We start from the raw sequence: 20,924 nt of genomic DNA, 5'->3' as shown, positions 1-20,924 counted from the left end.
AGCGGGGTATACTCGATACTGACTGTCTGCAAGTCCGTGAGTTTAATACAGTAACAAGCTTATTAATATAAATGAGTGTTAGGCTCCGTATTATCTCTTCTGACGGTTTAGAGGGATAGAGTATTTAAGTGATATGCTCTAGACTTCAGTATAATCAGAATGTTATATAAATGGTTTTCGCAATATGAATATACCTGAAGTTGGCTTCAACCACACAAAAACGGCAAACCGCGAAATTGAAATCATTGATTTAGAACAACTGTACCAACGTAAAGATAGTCTTAATCATAACCCTACCTTGCCACATCGCGTCGACTTCAATCAGATTATTCATATCGAAGAAGGAGAGGGCACTCATTTAATAGATTTTGTGAACTACCCTTATGAGTCGGGGGCATTTATTTTCATTCAAAAAAATCAAGTTCATGCGTTTGATTTTAGCCAGAAACCAAAAGGTAAAATACTGCTCTTTACGCAAGAGTTTATCAATCAAGCCCTTGCGAACATGAGATTGCCAGAATTTACGCCAACTCACTTAGAGTATTCTTATCAGCCTGTATTTATTCCTGACTCAGAAGCCATGAGCAGCAGCGAAAAGCTATTGACTGAAATCAGCAAAGAACTTGTGCATCAGGAATCAGATCCTTTAATCGTCATGTTTCTGTTTTCTTCATTGTCGTTAATTCTTCGCCGAGTGATGCCAGAGAATCATCATGATAGATTAAACAAAGATCAACTCGGTAAGTTCTCTGATTTTGTTGATTTGCTTGAAAAAAAATTCCGTCACTCTAGAGATGCTACTTATTATGCTGATCATCTGCACACTACCTATAAAACCTTAAATCAGATTTGTAAATTAGCGACCAATCAAACTGCTAAGCAACTCATCGATGCCTACACTATTTTGGAGGCAAAAAGGCGACTTGTATTAGATGGGTTGCCAACTCAACAGCTTGCTTATGAATTTGGCTTTGAAGATGCCAGCAATTTTGTAAAGTACTTTAAAAAACATACATTGATCACCCCATCACGCTTTCAGAAACAGTTTGAAGTTCGTCATTGACCATTATTCCGCCTGTACTGACCATGTGAGTTCTGCCTTTTATCATTACTATTACTTCATTCCAACGAGAGGTAAAAATCATGAAAAAAGGTATATCAGCCGCTTTAGCTACAACAGTTTTAGTGTGAACAGCATACGCAAGTCAGATCTCAGCGAAGGAAAATACAATGGACCTATCTAATAAAGACAAAGCGGTTGCTGTACTTAACAGTATAGAAACGGGCGATCAGCAAGCGATTAGTTATGTAAATCCAGATAAATATATTCAACATAACCTAGCAGTGGGAGATGGTCTTGCTGGTTTTGGTGCAGTACTACAAGCGCTTCCAGAGGGCAGTGCAAAGGTTAATGTAAAACGTGCCTTTACTGATGGTGACTACGTATTTACACATACCGACTATAATTTCTTCGGCCCTAAAGTTGGCTTTGATGTATTCCGTTTTGAAGATGGCTTAATTGTTGAGCATTGGGATAATCTGGCTGAAAAAATAGGCCCAAATCCAAGTAATCGTACCCAGTTAGATGGCCCCACAGAAATTAGCGATTTAGATAAGACAAAAGAGAACAAAGCACTCGTTACTGACTTTGTTGATACGATTCTTATGAAAGGTGACTTTGCACAACTAGGTCGCTTTATTGATGATGGTGATGCCGATTATCTTCAACACAATACAGCCATAGCCGACGGTGTTACTGGCTTAGGCAAAGCACTTGATGAGATGGCAAAGCAAGGCATTAAAATGGTTTATACAGAAAACCATATCGTATTAGGTGAAGGCAATTTCGTTCTGAGTATTAGTGAAGGTAGCCTTGGTGGCGAACACGTTTCTTTCTATGATCTATTCCGCATTAATAATAATAAAATTGTAGAACACTGGGATACTATCGAGTCAATTCCAGCGAAAAATGCCTGGAAAAATAATAATGGAAAATTTGGCTTCTAAATAGAGCCAATATATCCAAATAAAGATCGTCTTCCAACAAACCGTAGCCTTATATCGCCACGGTTTTTCTCGTTTATGGAATTGGTGACTTGGGTATAATAGTATTTGAATCAGGCTCCCAAGCATGGCTGTTCATTAGGTTTTGTGCTATTGAATCTAAGCCTCGTCTACACTCATTGTTGTAGCAATCAACCTGAAGCAATGATTGAGGTTTACTTCCAACGATTGCTCATTAGATAGGCTGGCGTATGCACCGTGCATTCGCCAAAAACTATGGGTAAGTGATTATGGCTGAATTACAAGTTCGCTCACTTGATGGCGACATGAAAATTCTAAACGATGAGGTATTAAGCGAGCTTCATGGAAGAGTTCGAGGTCAGATTATCGTTCCCGGTGATCCTGATTACAATGAGGTACGTCAAATATGGAATGCGATGATCGACCGTCATCCGGCTGTGATAGTACGCTGTACAGGAACCGCCGACGTTCTCTATGCGATTCAATTTGCTAAGCAGCATCAGCTACTTACCTCAATTCGAGGCGCTGGACATAATATTGCAGGCAAATCTCTGTACGACGGTGCATTTTTAATAGATTTAAGTAATATGCGGTCTGTTCGAGTCGACCCGCAAGAGCGTGTTGCAGTTGTTGAACCCGGCGCGACACTCGGTGATGTTGATCATGAAACCCAAGCTTACGGTTTGGCAGTCCCTGTTGGTATTAACTCTACGACAGGGATAGCAGGGTTAACGCTTGGCGGGGGCTTCGGTTGGCTAAGTCGAACATATGGTATGACAGTTGATAACCTTCTTGCCATTGAAGTGGTAACCGCTGAAGGTAAACGTCTGCGGTGTGATAAAAATCATCATGCTGACTTGTTTTGGGCTTCTTGTGGTGGTGGCGGCAACTTCGGTGTTGTCACATCATTCGAATTTAAACTACATGCTGTTGGCCCTGAAGTGATGTCTGGTCCAATTGTTTTTCCTTTTGAGCAGGCTTATTCGGTATTGCATGCATATCGTGATTTTTGTGCTAATTGCCCTGAAGAGTTGACGGTATGGGCCGTTATTCGCGATGCACCACCATTACCTTTTCTTAAACCTGATGTACACGGAACCCGAGTATTGATTTTGGTGGCTCTTTACAGCGGTGACATGGAAGCAGGCAAACAAGCATTGGCTCCGTTACACCAGCTTGGCGAAGCGATTGCTAATGGCTTTGCACCACATCCATTTGTTGGATTTCAGCAAGCTTTTGACCCTCTATTAACACCCGGTGCTCGAAACTACTGGAAGTCACACAATTTCACGGAGTTAAGTGATGGATTGATTGAGCAGTTAGTGGAGTATGGTTCCAAATTACCAACGCCACAGTCTGAGATCTTCATTGCTCAAATGGGAGGGGCAACAAATAGGGTTGCACCTGATGCCAATGCATATCCTCATCGTGATGTTGAATTCATCATGAATGTACATACGCGTTGGGATAATACGAGTCAAGATGGGTCTTGCTTTGAGTGGGCTCGTGAGTTTTACGATGCCACTAAACCCTTCGCCACTGGTGGTGTATACGTAAACTTCATTAGTGAAGATGAAGATCGCGTTCAAGGAGCATACGGAGCCAACTATGAACGGCTTGCCGAGGTCAAAGCCAAGTACGACCCTGATAATTTTTTCCGTTTAAATCAGAATATTTCACCGGACAAGTAGGTTAAGTTCTGCTACTACATAATAGACCATACGGTGTTGCATCAAGACCGTGCGACGCCGTATATAACGCCACCCAACCGATAAATTAAATGTCACATTAGAGAATTTGTCTTTCAATGCTTTTTCTAAACCCTACCTGACACAGTACTAATACAAGCTGGTCAGCCAAGATAAACGAACAGAAGGTTCTATACTCTGCTACTGAGTGATAACTCATTTAAATCATTGAAAATAATTATATATTTCACGCGATTTATAATTGTATGATGATGGTTTGGTTGGGTATGTAAGTTTGGATGTAAGTATATGGAAGTAAAAAGACTAGTTAGAGTTTGGGGAATTATTTTTGCCACTTTGTTGCTGGTAGCTTGCCAGCACGTGCCTGAACCTCAATCGCTTCAGGCGGATAGCCAGTGGTTGCAAGGAAAATTGAAAAACGGAATGCAATATCACTTGTTACCAATTAGCGGAGAGCCTGTTTCGCTCCGTTTGCTTGTGCATGCTGGTGCCGTTGATGAAACTGCAGAGCAGGCCGGTTATGCGCATTTCCTTGAGCATATGGCGTTTCTTGGCAGTTCGGGCTTTGGTGCAAAGCATGTTGAGTCTTTGTTTGTTGATGCCGGCGTGTCGTTTGGCAATGACCTAAATGCATTTACAACACATGATGTAACGACTTATCAAATCGATCTACCGAATAATGAGCGGTTAGAGAGTGCGATGACTTGGCTTAGTGATATTGCCACTGGAAAGCTCACCTTAGATCCAAGCCTTATCGAGAATGAAAAAGGGGCTGTTTTAGGCGAATTTCGGTTTGCCCAACGTGGTGATAAGCCCGCTGATCTTAAAGTTTTTGAGGCATTACTACAAGGTAGTCGCTATGAAGGTAGAGATGTACTCGGCACGACAGGCAGCATCAATAGCCTGAATCGTGATGGATTGTTGTCGTTTTATCATGCGCATTATCTACCTCAAAATACAGAATTGATTATTACCGGAGATATTGATCGTAAGCAGTTAGAGCCTATGATCGCACAGCATTTTAGTGCATCAGAAGAAGCCGTCGTTCAGGATGTTAAAACAGAGTCAGAAGATGAAGGGATTGAGGATCTTACATCAGAGCCTTTGTTTATCTCTGGTTCGGCAGGGCAACAGGCAGGTATAGCTTTGCTGGTAGAATTGAGTGACAAACAAGTGAGGACCGATGCTGAATACCAGACCTTGCTACTTGAAGACACGGTGATTCAGGCTATCGCACTGAGGTTGCAAGATCGGCACATAGAAACTCAGTCGCCACTACTCAATTCATTTGCCTATAACAGCCTTATTATCAATCGCCATATTGGTGAGATAGTGGTTGAATTTGCCGAATCTGATCGGCTGGCAGCTCAGAAATTTTTCGCTGAAGAATTAGCGAGCTTACGAGATCATGGCGTTGGTGCTGTTGAGCTAGCGACGATTAAAGAAACGTGGCGAAATGATGTTAATGGCTTAGATACACAGTGGTTAAACAAAAAAGCCGCCGATTTTTCTGACGATCGTCTCTACACTTTAATGGATAGTAAAACACAACTATCGAAGGAAGTGATTCGAAGTCAGTTGCAGCAATTTATTAAACAGCTTGATCAAGCAAGGCTGAATAAAGCGATCAATAAGTACCTTAGTGCAGCAAACAATAAACCCGTTTTATTGCTCACAAGAGAAGAGAATACAGAGAAAGCCAAAGCGACATTTGCTCAGTTTCAGACGCAATTTTCAGCATCGGGTAAAGAACTCTTGATGGCTTCCTCTTCTGGTGATTTTCCATTGCCTGAAAAAGGAGGAGAAATAACGTCTTATGAGGCAATTGAACCAACCACACACCGCTGGACATTAGATAACGGTGTTGACGTTTGGTTAAGGCAGATGCCTGAATCGGGTGATGATGTGTACCTGTATCTGATGTCATCTGGTGGTATTGCGGCACTGCAACCAGAATTGTACCATGCAGCTGCAATGGTAGGCCCCGTCTTTGCCCGCAGTGGATTGGCAGGTTTTTCTGCGCCGGAATTTAATAAGTTACTGCTTCGCCATAACACCTATATTGAGCCCGTTCTTTGGAAAACTTCACACGGTTTATATAGTGAGACGGCTAAAAAGGAGCTTCCTTTTGCTTTATCTGTGCTTAATCAGCTAATGACAGCAGCAAAAGTGGACGAACAGCAATTTGCGGCAGTACAGCATGAACTTACTGTTGAGCAGAATAACTGGTTGTTATCTCCGTTTGGTCACTTTGTCAGTCAGGTTTCCAGTACACTTTATCCTGATGATAGTTCAAGCAAGGTTGTAACTGGGGATGATTTAGATCAAGTAACACCGGATCAGGTTCAGGCTGTTTTTGACACCTTGATGAAGAAGAAGCGCAATTTTACTTTGGTTGTCAGCGCTGATATTGAGGTTGGAGACTTTAATCGGATGCTCAGACGTTATGTGGCTGGTATTCCATTTGAATCAGCAGAGTTAATTACTGATTATCGGGCTGAACCAAAGGTCTCTATCGCGTCGGTGAATGTGATGGAAGCGGTAGATAATACGATTAATTATGAGGTTAACCTGTTTTCTCAGGGAGAGCCGAAAACAACGCGAGATCGTTTTACCTCCGATTTGTTCTATCGGTTATTGGACAAGAGATACCGTGATAATCTGCGTAATGAGCATGGGTTGAGTTATGCCCCCAACATCCAGTTGGTTTGGTTTGATGGCAGTGGTGAGGCGCTGGTGTCATTTGTTGTAAATGCGGCACCTGATAAGTTAGATGCTGTACGAATCAGTACTCAACAGGTACTGCAAAATGCAAGGGTGGGCTTTACCGATACGGAGTTTGCGGCGGCTAAGTCGCAATTGGCAGCAGATCTAAAATCGTGGCAGAGGAACCCACAAGCACAGGCGCAGATGCTCAGTAGCTATGTGCTCTTTGGTGCTGACCCACAAGCGGTAATTTATCCTGAGAAAATCATGTCGACACTGACATTAGCTGAAGTTAATGCACTATCAGAACGCCTGATAGGTACGAATACTCAACAGATGGAAGCAATGCTTACACCTAAAGAGGGTTAACCAGAAGCTTGGTGGAAGAATAATCAGCAATGCCACTAAAAAGCCTCGAGTATCGCTCGGGGCTCTTTTATACAAGCTGTCCCGCTCTGAAATGTATTTCAATTTTTTCGCCCCCCTTATTGATTGATTATTAGGCGAAACATATAGAGTTAATCGATTGCCTAAGCAACTAGATTCCTAATTGGTATATTGGGTTGACCTTACCGTTCATGGGGTGCCTAATTACACTAATTTTGTAAGAAAGTGTGAATGAGGCAACAATGAAAAATACATCGCTTATCGCAACTGCAGTAGCTTCACTTGCTCTGCTTCCTAATGTTGCCCATGCTTGGAATTATCAAGGGCATGTTACCGTGGCACAAATTGCTTATCAGAATCTAGACACAGCTGCTCGTACGCAAGTGGATGTACTGGCAGCAAAGGCTTACCAGTCGATGCCTGAAGATATTCAACAAAAAATGGATAGCTTTGAAGGGGCGAGCCAGTTTGCCAAATTGGCAATGGTACCGGATTTGATCCGTAAGATTCCGGCTGAAGATATTTGGGTACAAATGGGGGAAACAATTCCAGCAAGCCTGAACCAGTGGGATGAGAAAGAAACGGGTGCATGGCACTATATAAACCAAGCTTATCCAGCAACGAGCCAGTGTGATTTTATTCATGTTCCAAATATCAAACTTGTTGCTAGCTACCTTTTTGATGATTTTAAACAAAATCCACAAGCTGCCAGTATGATGTTCATGAGCCATGTTGCAGGTGACTCACATCAGCCAATGCATTCTATCTCTCAAAGCCTGAGCAAAAATACATGTGTTACTGATTTGGGAGCCAATAAGCATACGTTAGATGTTCCACAAAAAGATCTGCATCACTTGTGGGATAGCGGCATGGGTCTATTGGATACGGAACATAATATCAATGATTTTGCGACGGATCTTCAGTTGGCATACCCAAGTACAACAATGACACTGGGCAAAACAGCAGATGTTGATTTGTGGGTAACAGAAAGCTACCAGCTGGCTGATTTCGGTTACAGTGTAGCAATTGATGCAAAGCCGTCGGAATCTTATTACAGTAAAGGCACCGAGCTGGTGAAACAGCGTCTTACTCAGGCTGGTTATCGTCTAGCTGATGAACTAAACTCGGCTTTAGTTAAAAAGTAATTTCTATAAGTTGTTTAGAGAATGAATGAAACCTGTTCCTTTTGGAACAGGTTTTTTATAATATGCAGTAAATCCGTTTATGAATTTGTTTATTCTATAGTGGTTGGATAGTTGATACTTATTTACCTTGCTCATTACGAATATACATAATAGCAACCATGCTAAAGCCAATGAACTGCCATAAGTACTGGCTATCACTTGCACCAGATATTGTTTGAGTGAAAGCCATACAGCTAGTTACAAATAATGAAGAAACAGCAGCATAAAATAACCAAGGGCGTTCTTTATTGCTCATAAATTCCCCATTGATAACTGAACGAAGGATTAATACAAAAGGTAGGCACTGCAATAAAATAAGGATTGGAAACATGAAATCAAATGTCGGACTGAGTAAAGCATGACCGACCTGACTTTTATCCCAAGTACCGACAATATACCCTTTCCATCCAGCCCATGTATCACCAGAATAAGCTGTATCTGGTGTCACTATTCCAAGCAATATCCCCATTATTTTATCGATGAATCCATTTTTAAACCAAAATGCAAATAAGAAGATTTGTAATGGAACAATTGGATAAGCGATTTTTTTCAACATAATATTTTTACCTTAGAGAAACAATAGTATTGGTTTGCTCTGAATTATGGTGATCATTGTCAAAGGTGATATTGATGCAAGGCAATATGTGTCAGCAACAAACAAAAAACAAAGAAACTGGTGCTGACTCAGTAAAGACAAATTACTAAGCAGTTACGCTAATCCCTTTAAATATAAGGGGTTAACGTCTGTGTGGTTAGAAGCTGTTAAATAGCTTGTTTGGTGGTTTGTAAAAGGTTTGGTTTTTGTAAAGAATCCATAAGATCAAAGAGTTGCCCATTAACCTCTTTTTTCATTTCTGTATAGCATTGATAATGGTATGCGGCCCCGCGTTGATTATCAGCTTGTTTATCGACAATACTTAGTAGGTAATAACTGATTGGGCTCGGGGTACTTTCAGCGGCATAGAAAAGGTAAGGAAAAGCTTGATCGCTATGTCCATTTAATAGCAGAGCTAATCCTAAGGTTAAATTGGCAATATCGCAACGAGGATTCATTTCAAATGCTTGTTTAGCGAGTACTAGCGCCTGTTTTTTCTGAATGTCATTATTTGATTTCAAATAATGTAATGATTCAGAATAAGATAATAATGAAGATACAAGATAGTTGCCTCGGCCTTCTACTTGAATAATATTTAATTTTTCAGTAACTTTATCTAAAGCTTTTTTACCTTTCCCTTGATAAAAGAGTGAAATACCTTCTGATATCACTTTCCAATCATTGTAGTCTGTCACTGAGGTAACGCGGTGATTGGTTATTTCGTAACCTTGATCAGTTGGGGAAATAATTGTTTTTAATTCTATGATTACATCACCAATGGAATTAAAGAAGTCTTCTTTGTTAAAGGTCTTTTCAATTTTTGTGTTTAATGCAGGCTGCTGATTATTTTGTAATAGGACGGTGAGTGAATATTCGTCGTGGCTTTTTTTGATCCAGCTTTTGATCTCAATGCCTGTTTCTGAGAGTTTTTGTTTTGCTTCAGGGGTTAATTGGTCAAAGTGATAACCCGAAATAGATTTCGACGAATTAAGGCCATAGAACAAGTAATTATAGACACTTTGCGACATTTCGTAATCTTGCTCTGTATCAAGATTAATCTCGTGTAGGAAAACGGGAAGCACACCTTGTTGTTGTGGTTTAGTCGGTGAGTGTGCTGATTGTTGCCATAGATAACTCGATCCTAATCCGAGACCACTGATTACCAGTAATACTATAAAAATAACTGATTTTTTTATTCGTGTGTGGCACGGGCGTGCTGTTGCTTGCTGAGTTGCATGAACCATTTGTTCTTTTTGTAATGCTGACTCAGATTGTAATCTTGACTCAATTTGTATCGCCAGTTGATTATCTTCAGCAGAATTTTCAGTCGTTACTATCGAATGTTTAATATTTGTTTTGGGGGGGTAATTTTTAGTCACCTCTATATTAAATAGATAGCCTTGTTTGGGAATCGTTTTAATGATTGAGTAGGGGCGGGTTTTGTCTTGAAGTTGGCTGCGAAGCAAGCTGATGACTTGACGCACCAGATTATCTGATACATGGCTTCTATCCCACACTCTATCCGCAATTTGCTGCGTATTGACAACATTGCCCTGTTGCTCAATAAAAAAGGTTAAGAGGCGTGCCTGTAAAGGTTCTAAGTGGACGTCTTCACCATTGATTGTGATTTGATTTTTGGCTGGCGAAAAAATAATGGCTGGTTCATGATGTAATGTATAGCGGACTGTGGAAGTCATGGGAATTCAGTAGACTGGAAATAACTTTGCCAGACTAGTGGGTTTTAGCCTTAAAAGCAACTGCTTGCTTTTTTGTGACCTCTGCATTGAAGTCGCGATTCTCTGTTTGACAGGTGGAGGCACTTTATTGATGGACTCATAAATGAGCTCTTTCTGTCTATCAACAGCTTAGGGCGCTCGCTCTAAGCTGAATTAAAGTAGATGTGCCTCTCTTTAGTCAATTTTGCTGCTTAATCACTATCAATTGAAAGTGCATGATAGGCGTCACTAAACCCAGAGCCAGAAACACATAGTGAAATACTGTTCGGGTCGTTTTTCAATTCTTTGGTTGGCTTGATGCAAACTAGCGACTGGGTTTTGAATTCATTAATCACATACTTACGCTCACGTTTAATAACCGGGAATAAACGTACAGTGTTATTACTGATACATTGATACGCCATGTTTATACGTTTTGTATTGATTAAATATGCACCAGCTGAATCGTATTCACCTACTTTTCCAATACATGCTTGGCTTTGAACAATAAAGCCAACATTAAGCTCGTTAGAGCTAGCAATTTGATAGATCTCAGCTTGCTTAGGCAGTTCATGAGTCACTTCTTGTGAAACAAATGTCTGGTATGCATCGGAATAATACCAGTTACCAAACTTAGTGGTTGAAGCTTGTGATGCTGTAGAAAAAACGACAACAAGTGTGGCTAAAATATGTGTAAATTTAATATTCATTCTACCTTACTTTCAAGCAATATTTTTGAATGCATATGCCTGATAACAATGAAATAACTGCTTATTTTTGCAATTACTTATTTAATTAAATGTAATATGACTACCTGCATATATTTACTCTGTGAGAGCGTTTCTTAATCGGTTCGAGATTTGAGAATATGCAGTTGCAAATCAATTACGCTCTTCTCCTGAAAGTACTTTCATAAGTGAGTGCAATCCTTAGCGAGCCGGAGATGATACAGTGATTGTCACCAGTAATAAAATAGTAAATATGTAATTAAGTGTTTTTTCTAAAAATCAATAATACACAGGATGCAACTTGATGCCCATTGTTGAATGATGTAAATGTTAAGAAGTTGTGATGGTGGTCGGTTTGTTCTTATATATTAATTAATGATTTAAATCCTTCGATAATTTCAATTAGATAAGATGTAATTAAATGTTTTAAAGATGAGTGGTAATCTTTCATTGGTTTATAGTTACTCTGTTACATATATTGCACCCCATTAATTTCATATAATAAATCGCCATATATAATAAATCCTGATGAAATGTAAACGTCGTGATTTATTGTTCATGTAGATTATTGATTGTTTAATGTTTATTGGTGAATCACAACCTTACATTATGTTACTTTTTTGTAATTGCTGACGTTAGGTATTTTCTGCTCTAATTATCATATGGCAATATTGTGATGTTTCACAAATGAAAAATAATCCGAAAGCTGTTGATAGTTATAGATATGACATTTTGTGGCAGATAATATTTGCGATTGTTATGATCATTGGCATTCTTGCCTGCCTGTTAATTCCGGAAAATGTGAACAATGCCTTTCTATTGGGCTCTAGTTGGATGCTGGGTTGTGTTGTGGTTGGCTGGTTTATTTCGAAAGATTAAGCACGGTCTATTTATTCGAGTGACGTAATGTTGCAGGGCTTTGACCGAAGCGTTTGCGAAATACCTTACAGAGGTAGCTAGTATCTTGAATGCCAATTTCTTCCGCTAATATAGTCAAACTATGATTAGAGTTGACTAATCGCCAGTGTAGATGCTGAAGGCGCATTTCGTGCCAGTAATCATGTGCAGTTTTAGAGAATTCATCTTTAAACAAGCGATCAAGTTGTCGTCGACTTATGCCTATCATGGTAGCAAGTTCATCGGTTGTTTTTCTTTCTGCAAATAAGTCGCGCATCAATCCAATAGCCCGGCTAACATGCCGACCTGCGTTGGTTTCATTATCCAATGATTCTAAGCGATGCAATTGCCCACGAGGCTTATCGATAATCATATCTGCTAATCCTTTCATGGCACGTGTACGACCACAATGGCGTGTTAACAACTCTATGGCTAAATCAATGGCAGCGCTGCCACCAGAACAGCTGATGCGTTTTTTGTCGATGCAATATAATTGCTCTGTGCGTACTTCAATATCGGGGTAAGCCGTCATAAACTCTTGTGCATGTCGCCAATGTACCGAGACTTGGTTTCCTTTTAATAATCCAGTTTCAGCCAGCATGAAACAAGCATTGTCGATTGTGACTAATGTAACGCCATTAGAGGCTGCTTGTTTAAGCAATGCTTTATAACTAGGTGCCATTTGTTGAGCATGACGTGCCGATCGGCAGCCAAAAACAACAAGGTAGTTGTAATCAGCGAAACGTATCTGTTCCGGTGTTACCTGCACCTCTACCGATACACTGCTGCTTGAAGTAACTGTGCCAGATCCTAAACCTAAAATTTGCCATCCACAGTGGCGTTGCTGGCTATAATCTTCATTGTCAGCCGAAAAACGAAGTTTATCGATAAAACCACCAAAAGGTAGCATCGTAAAATCGGGCAAAGGCAATAGCAGGAAACGAACGTCAGGTGTCACGGTAGGGCTTTTATCGTCAGCTAGATTTTGATTGGAAGGCGTTATTGTTGTTGTCATGTCTGTGAGATCTTTTAACTAATGTCCATATTGTACCGTATTAGGTCTAAATTAGGCCATTTGTTTTTATGTTACCACAGTAAAATTCACACACTTCCAACGGTGATAGATGATTCATGTTGTTGTGCTTTTGTTTAATCAAAAGGCACACATGAACAAAATAATATAGGTGATATTTTCATGGTGCTTCAAACGTGGCTTTTATATTTAATTGCGGTTATTGGCCTTGCTTTTGCGCCAGGCCCTAATGGATTGTTAGCACTGACACATGGTGTATTATACGGACGTAGCAAAGCAATCTGGACCATTATTGGTGGTGTGCTCGGTTTTGTGGTTGTAATTGCTTTATCCATGTTTGGAATTGGGGCAATTATTCAAACATCACCATCTGCACTTAACATATTGAAGTGGGTAGGTGGGGCATACCTTATTTGGTTGGGTATTCAATTATGGCGAACACTGCCTGTTAATTTAATCATTTCAGAAAAAGCCATCGCTGAAAAAAAACGTTCAGCATTGTTCATGCAAGGTACTATAGCGGCGGTTTCTAATCCCAAAGTTCTGTTATTTTTCGGGGCCTTTTTACCGCAGTTCATTGATCCTCAAATATCGCTTTTGACACAATTCTTTGTCATGGCTTTAACCTTCTCGGTGGTTGAGTTTGCGGTTGAGTTCATGCTGGCTAGTGTTTCTGTTTATATTGGCCCTTGGCTTGAAAAAAGAGGGCAACGCTTTAACCAAGTCTGTGGTGGTTTATTTGTGGTAATTGGCATTGCGTTACCGCTTACGCAGTAATGAATAACTAAGCACCAATAAATCTAGATCAGCCATTCAATCAGTAATTCTAAAGAAGGGTTCTGCATCGTTTTCGGGCGTACAAGGTAATAACTGTTACCGGAAGCGACTGTTAACGTATGCGGAGCTACCAACCGTCCTGATTCTAAATCAAGCTTAGCTAAGGTGATATCCCCAATGGCGATACCGAACCCCTGTATGGCTGCACTTACCGACAAATCTAATGTTGCAAAATGCTGGTTTTGATCAGCGGTTAAGTGTGAGCTGTTAGCCTGCTTTAACCACAACGCCCAGTCACTTTTCTGTGGAGTGGCATGCAGCCACGTAAAACCCTTCATTTCATTGGTACTTAATGTCGTTTTATCGACTGGTAATACAGAAGCAGAACATACTGGTGTTAAAAATTCTTCAAATAATAAGTTAGTGAGCAAGGATTTCTCTTGTGGTGATTGCCCGTAACAGATCGCAGCATCAAAAGGTTCGGTTGAAAAGTTGACGTTATGTTTAATGGCGGATGTGAGCTCGACATCTATATCGGGGTAGGCTTGTTGAAAGGTCATCAGTTTAGGCAGCAACCAAGGTGTAATACAGCTTGGGGCTTTCAGTTTGACTAATTGTTTATCATTCGATACTTGTTCAACAGCACGATGAATTTGATTCATTGCTTGTTCAACAAGAGGAAGAAACTCAGAACCTTTATTAGTTAAGGTCAACCCGCGCGCATGGCGGTGAAATAGCCGTACTTTCAGTTGTTCTTCCAAAGAAATTACCTGACGACTTACGGCGCCTTGTGTCACATTCAAAATATGTGCTGCAGCAGTGAAATTTAGGTGCTGGGCTGTGATCAAAAATGCTTGAAGCTCTTTTGTTGATGGTAGTCGATTTATCATACTTATTCCCTGTCGCTACTGACACTTAAGGTATGCGGTTTAATCATGGCTAGTATGCCGACATTTCGATTCTGATTTCAAGCTAGGTCTGCTTTAATCTAAATATAAAGAGATTAAGAGATTACTTATGCCATCCATTTGCATTTTAATCCGAAGTTAGACCATTTTTCAGCCTGTTTATTCGTATTGGGAGCAAGGAGAATGAAATCACTGGCGTCAAAATTAGTACCAAAGGCAGTAGAAAAACTCATGCCATACCAGTCGGCACGACGCATTGGAGGCAGTGGTCATCTATGGTTGAATGCGAATGAACTAGAAAGCAGTTGCCAGTATGGTGACGAGTCAAAAGGACGTAACGATATGTATAATCGTTACCCCGACTTTTTACCCCATGATATTGCATCAGAGTATCAAGCGTACTGTGAGCAAGCATCGGGTGCATTGAGCTGCGAGACTGTGGCTGTACGGGGGGCTGATGAAGCGATTGATTTGTTGATCCGTACATTTTGCCAGCCGGGTAACGACCAAATTATGATTTGCCCACCAACGTATGGCATGTATGAATTTTGTGCCGATGCTTTTTCGGTTAATACGCTAGCTGTGCCGTTACTCGATAACTTCCAACTTGATGTTGCGGCGATTAAACATCAACTGGCTGACACAAGCTTACTTTTCTTATGTTCACCCAATAACCCGACAAGTAATACCATTCATCATCACGATATTATGGAATTACTTGAAGCCAGTAAAGCGTCAACTTTGGTTGTGGTTGATGAAGCTTATATTGAATTCGCACCAGAAACGAGTGTGCTGCATTTGATGGGACAATACCCGCATCTGATTGTGATACGTACTTTATCAAAAGCATTTGGATTAGCATCGATTCGTTGTGGCTTCTTAATGGCAGATGAAAGTGTCATGTCGTACATTGCACGATTGATTGCGCCTTATCCTATTGCTGATCCAACGGCTGAAATCGCATTGAAAGCCCTTGCTCCTGAAGGCTTAAAGAGTATGCGTAGCCAAACAGATGAACTTATAACAACCCGTGAATGGTTTATTAGCGAATTGCAGGTGTTACCGATTGTAGATGTGGTTTATGCGTCGGCAACCAATTTTGTGCTTATTCACTTTAATACATCAAACAGTATTTATGATTATTTATTAGAAAAAGGCATTGTGACCCGTAACCAAGCTCATGAATCGATGCTTGAACACTGTGTCAGAATTTCCATTGGCTCAAAGAACAGTATGCTTGAAACCTTAAATGCGTTACAACAATATCAATAGGAAGAGGGATCTTATGATGAAAAAACTAATGAGTGTCGGAATTATTCTGGCGTCAGCACTATTTACTACTGCACAAGCCGCAGATGAAAAAGTGGTTCGTCTCGCGTCAGATTTCACTTATCCGCCGTTTAACTATAAAGATGCATCAGGCACTCCGAAGGGATTTGATATTGAAATTGCAGACGCACTCTGCGTCGAAGCGAAGCTAAAATGTGAGTGGGTTTCACAAAATTGGGATGGACTCATTCCAGCATTATTATCACGTAAAGCTGATGCAATTATGGCATCAATGCGTATTACAGAAGAACGTAAAAAGCGTGTTCTGTTTACAGACAAGTATTACCAAACACCAGCACGTTTTGTAACGGGTAAAGATTCAGGTATTACTATTGATACCGCGGGATTAGACGGTAAAACCATTGGTGTTCAACTAGGTACAATTCATGATCGTTATGTAACCGATATCTATGGTGATGTGGCTAAAATTCGTCGTTATACTGGTCAAGATGAAGTGTATCTCGATCTTGAAAGTGGGCGTCTTGATGCCGTATTCGGTAACTCTGATCAACTCGTTTTAGCGTTTTTAGAAAAAGAACGCGGTAAAAACTTTGAATTAGCTGGCGAGCCAGTAACAGATAAAGCCTATATTGGCGAAGGCACTGCGTTAGCATTACGCCTACAAGATAAAAAATTAGCCGACAAATTTAACCAAGCCATTAAAACGATTCGTGAGAACGGTACTTACGACAAGATTGCCGCTGGATACTTTAGTTTTGATATTTATGGTGAATAAAGGCTGGTTGTTATAACCCGTTTTACATTATTTATGAATACATAAAGCAGTTACTTCGGTAGCTGCTTTTTTGTTTTTTTATGTTTAAGACGATGACATGACTAACAAGAACGTTGGTCACAGAAATAATGTATTGATATTGTTAGCTTCTAAACTTCGGACTAATTTAATCATACCGACGTAATGAATTCGTTAAACGGACATAAAAGGGAGAAAGCATGCGAATGTTACCGATTATTTTACTGAGTTTGGCGAGTGTATTTTCTATTGGGCTACATGCACAAACTGCCACAGAAATTGTCACTCAATCTGATCTGCAAATGCGCGGAGATTCGAGTTACAGCGAACTAACAATGAATATTATTCGTCCTGATTGGACGCGTTCGATGAGCATGAAAAGTTGGACGAAAGGAAAAGAGTTATCGTTAGTGTTAGTGACTGCACCAGCCAAAGATAAAGGTAGTGCATCACTTAAGCGTCAACGCGAAATGTGGAATTGGATACCAAGTATTGAACGTGTGATCAAGATAGCGCCATCTATGCTCGGACAATCTTGGATGGGGTCAGATTTCACCAACGATGACCTTATTAATCAGTCGTCTATCGTCGTGGATTACACCCACGCAATACACGGTACAGAAGTGTTTGATAATGATAATACTTATGTGATTGATGCTATCGCAAAGCCTGATGCCCCCGTGGTGTGGAGTAAAGTACGTTTGTGGATATCGAAAGATACGTACTTACAGCGGAAAGTGGAATTTTTTGATGAATTTGATGAGTTGGTTAATACAATGAAAACATATGATATTAAGCAACTTGGTGGACGTGATATTGCCACCAGAATGGAAATGGTACCTGCTGATAAGCCGGGAAATAAGACAGAGATGATCACCCATCAGGCGCAGTTTAATTTTGCGATCAAAGACAGCTTTTTTTCTCAAAATCAGATGAAGGAATTGAGAGATTAACGAATGTCATCGAAAGGCTAGTTAAAATATAGCGGGATTAGCTTAAAACATTCTGATACTTGGCGGAGCATGTATGTTAGTTAAATTAGCGTGGCGAAATCTGTGGCGTCAGAAACGACGTACAGTACTAACAGCATCCGCCTTAGCACTGGCGCTATTATTATCCTTGTTTATGCGTAGCCTGCAAGAGGGTGGGTATGCCAGTAACATTGACAATAGTGCCCGCTTCTTTACTGGATTAATTCAGCTACAGCACCCTGAATTTAAAGAAAGCCAAAGTATTGATGACTTATTACCTGCCACAGGTGCTTTTATCGAACCTGTTCGTAATAATCCACATATAACGCATTTATTGCCACGTATTGAATCTTTTGCCCTTGCTGCAGCAGCAGAAAAATCGAAAGGTGTCATGGTTTTAGGTATATCACCTGAACTCGAAAACCGATACTCACATATTTCGCAAAGGGTTGTCGTTGGTGAATACTTAACCGACGGTGATTCTCAGGTATTAGTCGGAGAGGGCTTAGCCAAATCATTAGGGTTAAGTGTGGGTGACGACATCATTTTATACGGGCAGGGCTATCGCGGTCAGACCGCTGCGGGTTTGTATCCGATTAAAGGCATTGTGAAGTTTCCTATTCCAGCCCTCGATCAGCAGCTGGTTTATCTCCCCCTAACGCAAGCGCAAACCTTATATAGTACAGGCGGTCAAGTTACTGCTTGGGTGTTGCATACCGACGATTTAGTCAATCTTGAGCAAACAGTTAATGAGTTGTCGCGCACTTATATCAACCGTGCCGTAGTGCGTGATTGGCAAGACTTATCCCCCGAGATGGCACAGCAAATTATGATGGATAAAGTTGGCGGCATTTTCATGATGTATCTGCTTTATGGCATTGTTGGTTTTGGGTTGTTTGCCACGATTTTGATGATGACATTAGAACGTCAGCGTGAATTCGGTGTCATGTTAGCTACCGGATTATTACGTAGAAAACTATTAATGCTGATTGGTATCGAATCGGCATTTATTGGTGTATTAGGTGTGGTATTAGGGTTGATATTAACCTTGCCTGTTTTACTGTGGTTTTATTACAACCCTTATGAGTTAACCGGAGAACTCGCACAGGCCGTACTTGAGTTAGGCTGGGAACCTGTTCTAAAAGTATTGATTGCACCTTGGCTGTTTAAAGAACAAATAATGCTGGTATTGGGGTTACTTTTCTTCTGTTTGATTTACCCAATGTGGCGCATTTACCGTCTTGATCTTGTGAGCGCATTAAAAGGAGGTGCCCATGCTGATTAAACTCGCTTGGCGTAACTTATGGCGCAATAAATTACGTACCAGCATTATGCTATTCGCCATGGTGTTTGGCTTGATTGGTGTCGCAAGCATGATCGGCTTTATGAATGGTATGTATGGCAACATGATTGATAATGCCATCGCGTGGCAAACCAGTAATATTCAAATCCACCGTAGTGAATATATTAATGAACCCGAGATCAACGACACCATCATTGGGTCAGAGCAGATCATCGAGCAATTACGAGATATGCCAGACGTTAGCGCGTGGTCGGCACGCTTTATTGCTGATGGTATGGTGGCTTCTGCACGTTCGACACGTGGAGTAAAGATCAATGGTATTGATCTGGAGGCGGAAGCAAAAGTAACGCCGTTAGTCAGTCACATTATTGAAGGCGAATGGTTATCAGAACAAGGGCGAAATCCGGTATTAGTTTCAAGTAAAACCGCAGAACGTTTGCGCTTACGTGTAGGATCAAAAGTCGTTTTAACGTTTACTGATGCCGCTAATGATGTATCGGGGGCGGCGTTTCGTGTTCGCGGTATTTTTAAGAGTCCGTCGAGCAGTTTTGATGACGGCAATGTGTATGTTAGGCGCAGTGATTTAAGTGCTCTTGCCCATATAGATGGTGTTCATGAAATAGCCATAGTGGTTAATGAAGCTACACCATCATCGAATATTGTTACTCAAGCGGTAAAAGCACAGTTACAGACTAAAACCAGCAAATTGAATACCATACGAGACTGGCAACAGATTCAGCCTATGATGGCGACGATGATTAAGCAAACGGGCACCAGTACCGCAATTATTCTCGGCATTTTTGTATCAGCGATGGGCTTAGGCATTGTAAATATCATGTTGATGTCGGTGTTTGAGCGTACCCGCGAGTTTGGTGTGTTGATGGCCGTAGGTATGCAGAAGCATAAGGTGTTCTTACTGATCATGCTTGAGACAAGCTTACTTGGAATGAGTGGTGCGTTATTGGGTGTAGGTATTTGTGCTGTATTAATGATGTTATTACAAACAACCGGTATTTCATTAAATTCAATGGCTGAAGGCTTGGGGGCGTTCGGCGTTGATACGACTATATACCCGAGAATGTCATTCGGCGAATACCAGTTAATCTTTCTTACTGTGGTTGCCGCAAGCTTTTTGGCGGCACTTTATCCGGCGCGTCAAATATTAAAGCAGCGCCCAGCAGATGCGATGGCGGAGAAACACTGATTATGAGCATTCAAATTAATCAATTGTGCAAAACATATAATCCGGAATCTGATTTTCCCGTTCATGCTGTTAAGTCGCTCGATTTAACCATTGAACAAGGTGAGTTTGTCGCGGTAATGGGTCCATCAGGTTCTGGTAAAACGACACTGCTGAATATGCTTGGTGGCATTGATGTACCCACGTCTGGTGAAGTGAAAATAGACGGTAATGACATTTGCCATTTATCAGAAAAAGATTTAATTGCTTTTCGCCGCGATAATATTGGTTTCATTTTTCAAGACTACAGTTTGCTACCCGTATTAACGGCATTAGAAAACGTAGAATTTGTGATGCAGTTACAAGGCCATAAAGAAGCTGAATGTCGCGAGCGAGCGAGTGACTTATTGGAACAAGTAGGGCTCGCTGAACAGCGGCATAAAAGACCGACAAAGCTATCTGGTGGTCAGCAGCAGCGTGTTGCAGTGGCTCGTGCATTAGCACCACGACCAAGATTTGTAATGGCGGATGAACCTACCGCAAACTTAGATGCTAGAAGTACAGCAGAATTGCTGGATATTATGCAGCAGCTAAATCAGCAAGAAGGCACGACGTTTATTTTTTCGACTCATGATCCTCGAGTCATTAAACGTGCACGCAGAGTAATTGTGTTTGAAGATGGTCAGTTGAAAGAGGATCGTCGTCAGTGAAACGTCAGCTATC

Annotated in this window: 18 protein-coding genes; 13 read left to right on the top strand and 5 right to left on the bottom strand. The window is 40.8% G+C overall.

Annotation, left to right across the window (positions count from 1 at the left end; genetic code table 11):
* Window positions 1-184: 184 nt before the first annotated feature.
* The 5 genes from C9J47_RS18045 (at window position 185) to C9J47_RS18025 (ending at window position 7,972) form a co-directional block, all read left to right on the top strand.
* Complete coding sequence (locus tag C9J47_RS18045; protein WP_107254737.1) at window positions 185-1,063, top strand: AraC family transcriptional regulator; 879 nt, start codon at window positions 185-187, stop codon at window positions 1,061-1,063.
* Between the two features lie 146 nt (window positions 1,064-1,209).
* Entirely contained in the window at window positions 1,210-2,007 is a 798-nt protein-coding gene (locus C9J47_RS18040; protein WP_425440606.1) for a nuclear transport factor 2 family protein, read from the top strand.
* Between the two features lie 287 nt (window positions 2,008-2,294).
* A complete protein-coding gene (locus tag C9J47_RS18035; RefSeq protein ID WP_107254736.1) occupies window positions 2,295-3,716 on the top strand; it encodes an FAD-binding oxidoreductase in 1,422 nt (473 codons plus the stop codon).
* 306 nt (window positions 3,717-4,022) lie between these two features.
* The gene (locus tag C9J47_RS18030; protein ID WP_107254735.1) at window positions 4,023-6,809 is read left to right on the top strand and encodes a M16 family metallopeptidase; all 2,787 of its coding nucleotides are present in this window, start codon (window positions 4,023-4,025) and stop codon (window positions 6,807-6,809) included.
* A 260-nt stretch (window positions 6,810-7,069) separates the two neighbouring features.
* Window positions 7,070-7,972 carry a S1/P1 nuclease gene (locus C9J47_RS18025; protein WP_107254734.1) on the top strand — a complete coding sequence of 301 codons (903 nt, stop codon included), beginning with the start codon at window positions 7,070-7,072 and terminating at the stop codon, window positions 7,970-7,972.
* Window positions 7,973-8,090: 118 nt separating this feature from the next.
* Here the strand turns inward: C9J47_RS18025 and C9J47_RS18020 are convergent, their stop codons facing one another.
* The 3 genes from C9J47_RS18020 to C9J47_RS18010 all read right to left on the bottom strand — a co-directional run bounded on the left by C9J47_RS18020 (window position 8,091) and on the right by C9J47_RS18010 (window position 11,031).
* Window positions 8,091-8,567, bottom strand: a complete 477-nt coding sequence (locus tag C9J47_RS18020) for a hypothetical protein (protein WP_107254733.1) — start codon at window positions 8,565-8,567, stop codon at window positions 8,091-8,093.
* 206 nt (window positions 8,568-8,773) lie between these two features.
* Window positions 8,774-10,303, bottom strand: coding sequence for a winged helix-turn-helix domain-containing protein (locus C9J47_RS18015; RefSeq protein ID WP_107254732.1), 1,530 nt, complete (start codon window positions 10,301-10,303; stop codon window positions 8,774-8,776).
* A gap of 230 nt (window positions 10,304-10,533) precedes the next feature.
* Window positions 10,534-11,031, bottom strand: coding sequence for a hypothetical protein (locus C9J47_RS18010; protein ID WP_107254731.1), 498 nt, complete (start codon window positions 11,029-11,031; stop codon window positions 10,534-10,536).
* A gap of 705 nt (window positions 11,032-11,736) precedes the next feature.
* On the opposite strand from C9J47_RS18010, the gene C9J47_RS18005 reads away from it, so the two are divergent.
* Window positions 11,737-11,928 (top strand): hypothetical protein, encoded by a 192-nt coding sequence (locus tag C9J47_RS18005; RefSeq protein WP_107254730.1) that lies wholly within the window; start codon window positions 11,737-11,739, stop codon window positions 11,926-11,928.
* Window positions 11,929-11,935: 7 nt separating this feature from the next.
* Here the strand turns inward: C9J47_RS18005 and C9J47_RS18000 are convergent, their stop codons facing one another.
* Complete coding sequence (locus tag C9J47_RS18000; RefSeq protein WP_211321769.1) at window positions 11,936-12,961, bottom strand: GlxA family transcriptional regulator; 1,026 nt, start codon at window positions 12,959-12,961, stop codon at window positions 11,936-11,938.
* Between the two features lie 180 nt (window positions 12,962-13,141).
* On the opposite strand from C9J47_RS18000, the gene C9J47_RS17995 reads away from it, so the two are divergent.
* A complete protein-coding gene (locus C9J47_RS17995) occupies window positions 13,142-13,756 on the top strand; it encodes a LysE family translocator (RefSeq protein WP_107254729.1) in 615 nt (204 codons plus the stop codon).
* A 23-nt stretch (window positions 13,757-13,779) separates the two neighbouring features.
* On the opposite strand, the gene C9J47_RS17990 is transcribed toward C9J47_RS17995, so the two are convergent.
* Window positions 13,780-14,646: a LysR substrate-binding domain-containing protein gene (locus C9J47_RS17990; protein ID WP_107254728.1), complete on the bottom strand. Its 867-nt coding sequence runs from the start codon at window positions 14,644-14,646 to the stop codon at window positions 13,780-13,782.
* A 201-nt stretch (window positions 14,647-14,847) separates the two neighbouring features.
* On the opposite strand from C9J47_RS17990, the gene hisC reads away from it, so the two are divergent.
* The 6 genes from hisC to C9J47_RS17960 all read left to right on the top strand — a co-directional run bounded on the left by hisC (window position 14,848) and on the right by C9J47_RS17960 (window position 20,911).
* Window positions 14,848-15,936 carry a histidinol-phosphate transaminase gene (hisC, locus tag C9J47_RS17985; RefSeq protein WP_107254727.1) on the top strand — a complete coding sequence of 363 codons (1,089 nt, stop codon included), beginning with the start codon at window positions 14,848-14,850 and terminating at the stop codon, window positions 15,934-15,936.
* Between the two features lie 16 nt (window positions 15,937-15,952).
* The gene (locus C9J47_RS17980) at window positions 15,953-16,729 is read left to right on the top strand and encodes an ABC transporter substrate-binding protein (protein WP_107254848.1); all 777 of its coding nucleotides are present in this window, start codon (window positions 15,953-15,955) and stop codon (window positions 16,727-16,729) included.
* Window positions 16,730-16,947: 218 nt separating this feature from the next.
* Window positions 16,948-17,700 carry an outer membrane lipoprotein-sorting protein gene (locus tag C9J47_RS17975; protein WP_107254726.1) on the top strand — a complete coding sequence of 251 codons (753 nt, stop codon included), beginning with the start codon at window positions 16,948-16,950 and terminating at the stop codon, window positions 17,698-17,700.
* Window positions 17,701-17,773: 73 nt separating this feature from the next.
* Entirely contained in the window at window positions 17,774-19,003 is a 1,230-nt protein-coding gene (locus C9J47_RS17970) for an ABC transporter permease (protein WP_107254725.1), read from the top strand.
* Complete coding sequence (locus C9J47_RS17965) at window positions 18,993-20,225, top strand: ABC transporter permease (protein ID WP_107254724.1); 1,233 nt, start codon at window positions 18,993-18,995, stop codon at window positions 20,223-20,225. Before C9J47_RS17970 ends, C9J47_RS17965 begins: the two co-directional genes overlap by 11 nt.
* 2 nt (window positions 20,226-20,227) lie before the next feature.
* Window positions 20,228-20,911 carry an ABC transporter ATP-binding protein gene (locus tag C9J47_RS17960; RefSeq protein WP_107254723.1) on the top strand — a complete coding sequence of 228 codons (684 nt, stop codon included), beginning with the start codon at window positions 20,228-20,230 and terminating at the stop codon, window positions 20,909-20,911.
* Window positions 20,912-20,924: the final 13 nt, after the last annotated feature.

Source organism: Photobacterium indicum (assembly GCF_003026215.1).
GTDB lineage: Bacteria > Pseudomonadota > Gammaproteobacteria > Enterobacterales > Vibrionaceae > Photobacterium > Photobacterium indicum.
This window is presented reverse-complemented; position numbering and strand designations above follow the sequence as displayed.

Coding starts and splice junctions, on each gene's coding strand:
- C9J47_RS18005 (WP_107254730.1), top strand. CDS start 11,737: ATGAAAAATAATCCGAAAGCTGTTGATAGTTATAGATATGACATTTTG.
- C9J47_RS17965 (WP_107254724.1), top strand. CDS start 18,993: ATGCTGATTAAACTCGCTTGGCGTAACTTATGGCGCAATAAATTACGT.
- C9J47_RS18010 (WP_107254731.1), bottom strand. CDS start 11,031: ATGAATATTAAATTTACACATATTTTAGCCACACTTGTTGTCGTTTTT.
- C9J47_RS18045 (WP_107254737.1), top strand. CDS start 185: ATGAATATACCTGAAGTTGGCTTCAACCACACAAAAACGGCAAACCGC.
- C9J47_RS17960 (WP_107254723.1), top strand. CDS start 20,228: ATGAGCATTCAAATTAATCAATTGTGCAAAACATATAATCCGGAATCT.
- C9J47_RS18030 (WP_107254735.1), top strand. CDS start 4,023: ATGGAAGTAAAAAGACTAGTTAGAGTTTGGGGAATTATTTTTGCCACT.
- C9J47_RS18000 (WP_211321769.1), bottom strand. CDS start 12,961: ATGACAACAACAATAACGCCTTCCAATCAAAATCTAGCTGACGATAAA.
- C9J47_RS18025 (WP_107254734.1), top strand. CDS start 7,070: ATGAAAAATACATCGCTTATCGCAACTGCAGTAGCTTCACTTGCTCTG.
- C9J47_RS18015 (WP_107254732.1), bottom strand. CDS start 10,303: ATGACTTCCACAGTCCGCTATACATTACATCATGAACCAGCCATTATT.
- C9J47_RS17975 (WP_107254726.1), top strand. CDS start 16,948: ATGCGAATGTTACCGATTATTTTACTGAGTTTGGCGAGTGTATTTTCT.
- C9J47_RS17970 (WP_107254725.1), top strand. CDS start 17,774: ATGTTAGTTAAATTAGCGTGGCGAAATCTGTGGCGTCAGAAACGACGT.
- C9J47_RS18020 (WP_107254733.1), bottom strand. CDS start 8,567: ATGTTGAAAAAAATCGCTTATCCAATTGTTCCATTACAAATCTTCTTA.
- C9J47_RS18035 (WP_107254736.1), top strand. CDS start 2,295: ATGGCTGAATTACAAGTTCGCTCACTTGATGGCGACATGAAAATTCTA.
- C9J47_RS17995 (WP_107254729.1), top strand. CDS start 13,142: ATGGTGCTTCAAACGTGGCTTTTATATTTAATTGCGGTTATTGGCCTT.
- C9J47_RS17980 (WP_107254848.1), top strand. CDS start 15,953: ATGAAAAAACTAATGAGTGTCGGAATTATTCTGGCGTCAGCACTATTT.
- C9J47_RS17990 (WP_107254728.1), bottom strand. CDS start 14,646: ATGATAAATCGACTACCATCAACAAAAGAGCTTCAAGCATTTTTGATC.
- hisC (WP_107254727.1), top strand. CDS start 14,848: ATGAAATCACTGGCGTCAAAATTAGTACCAAAGGCAGTAGAAAAACTC.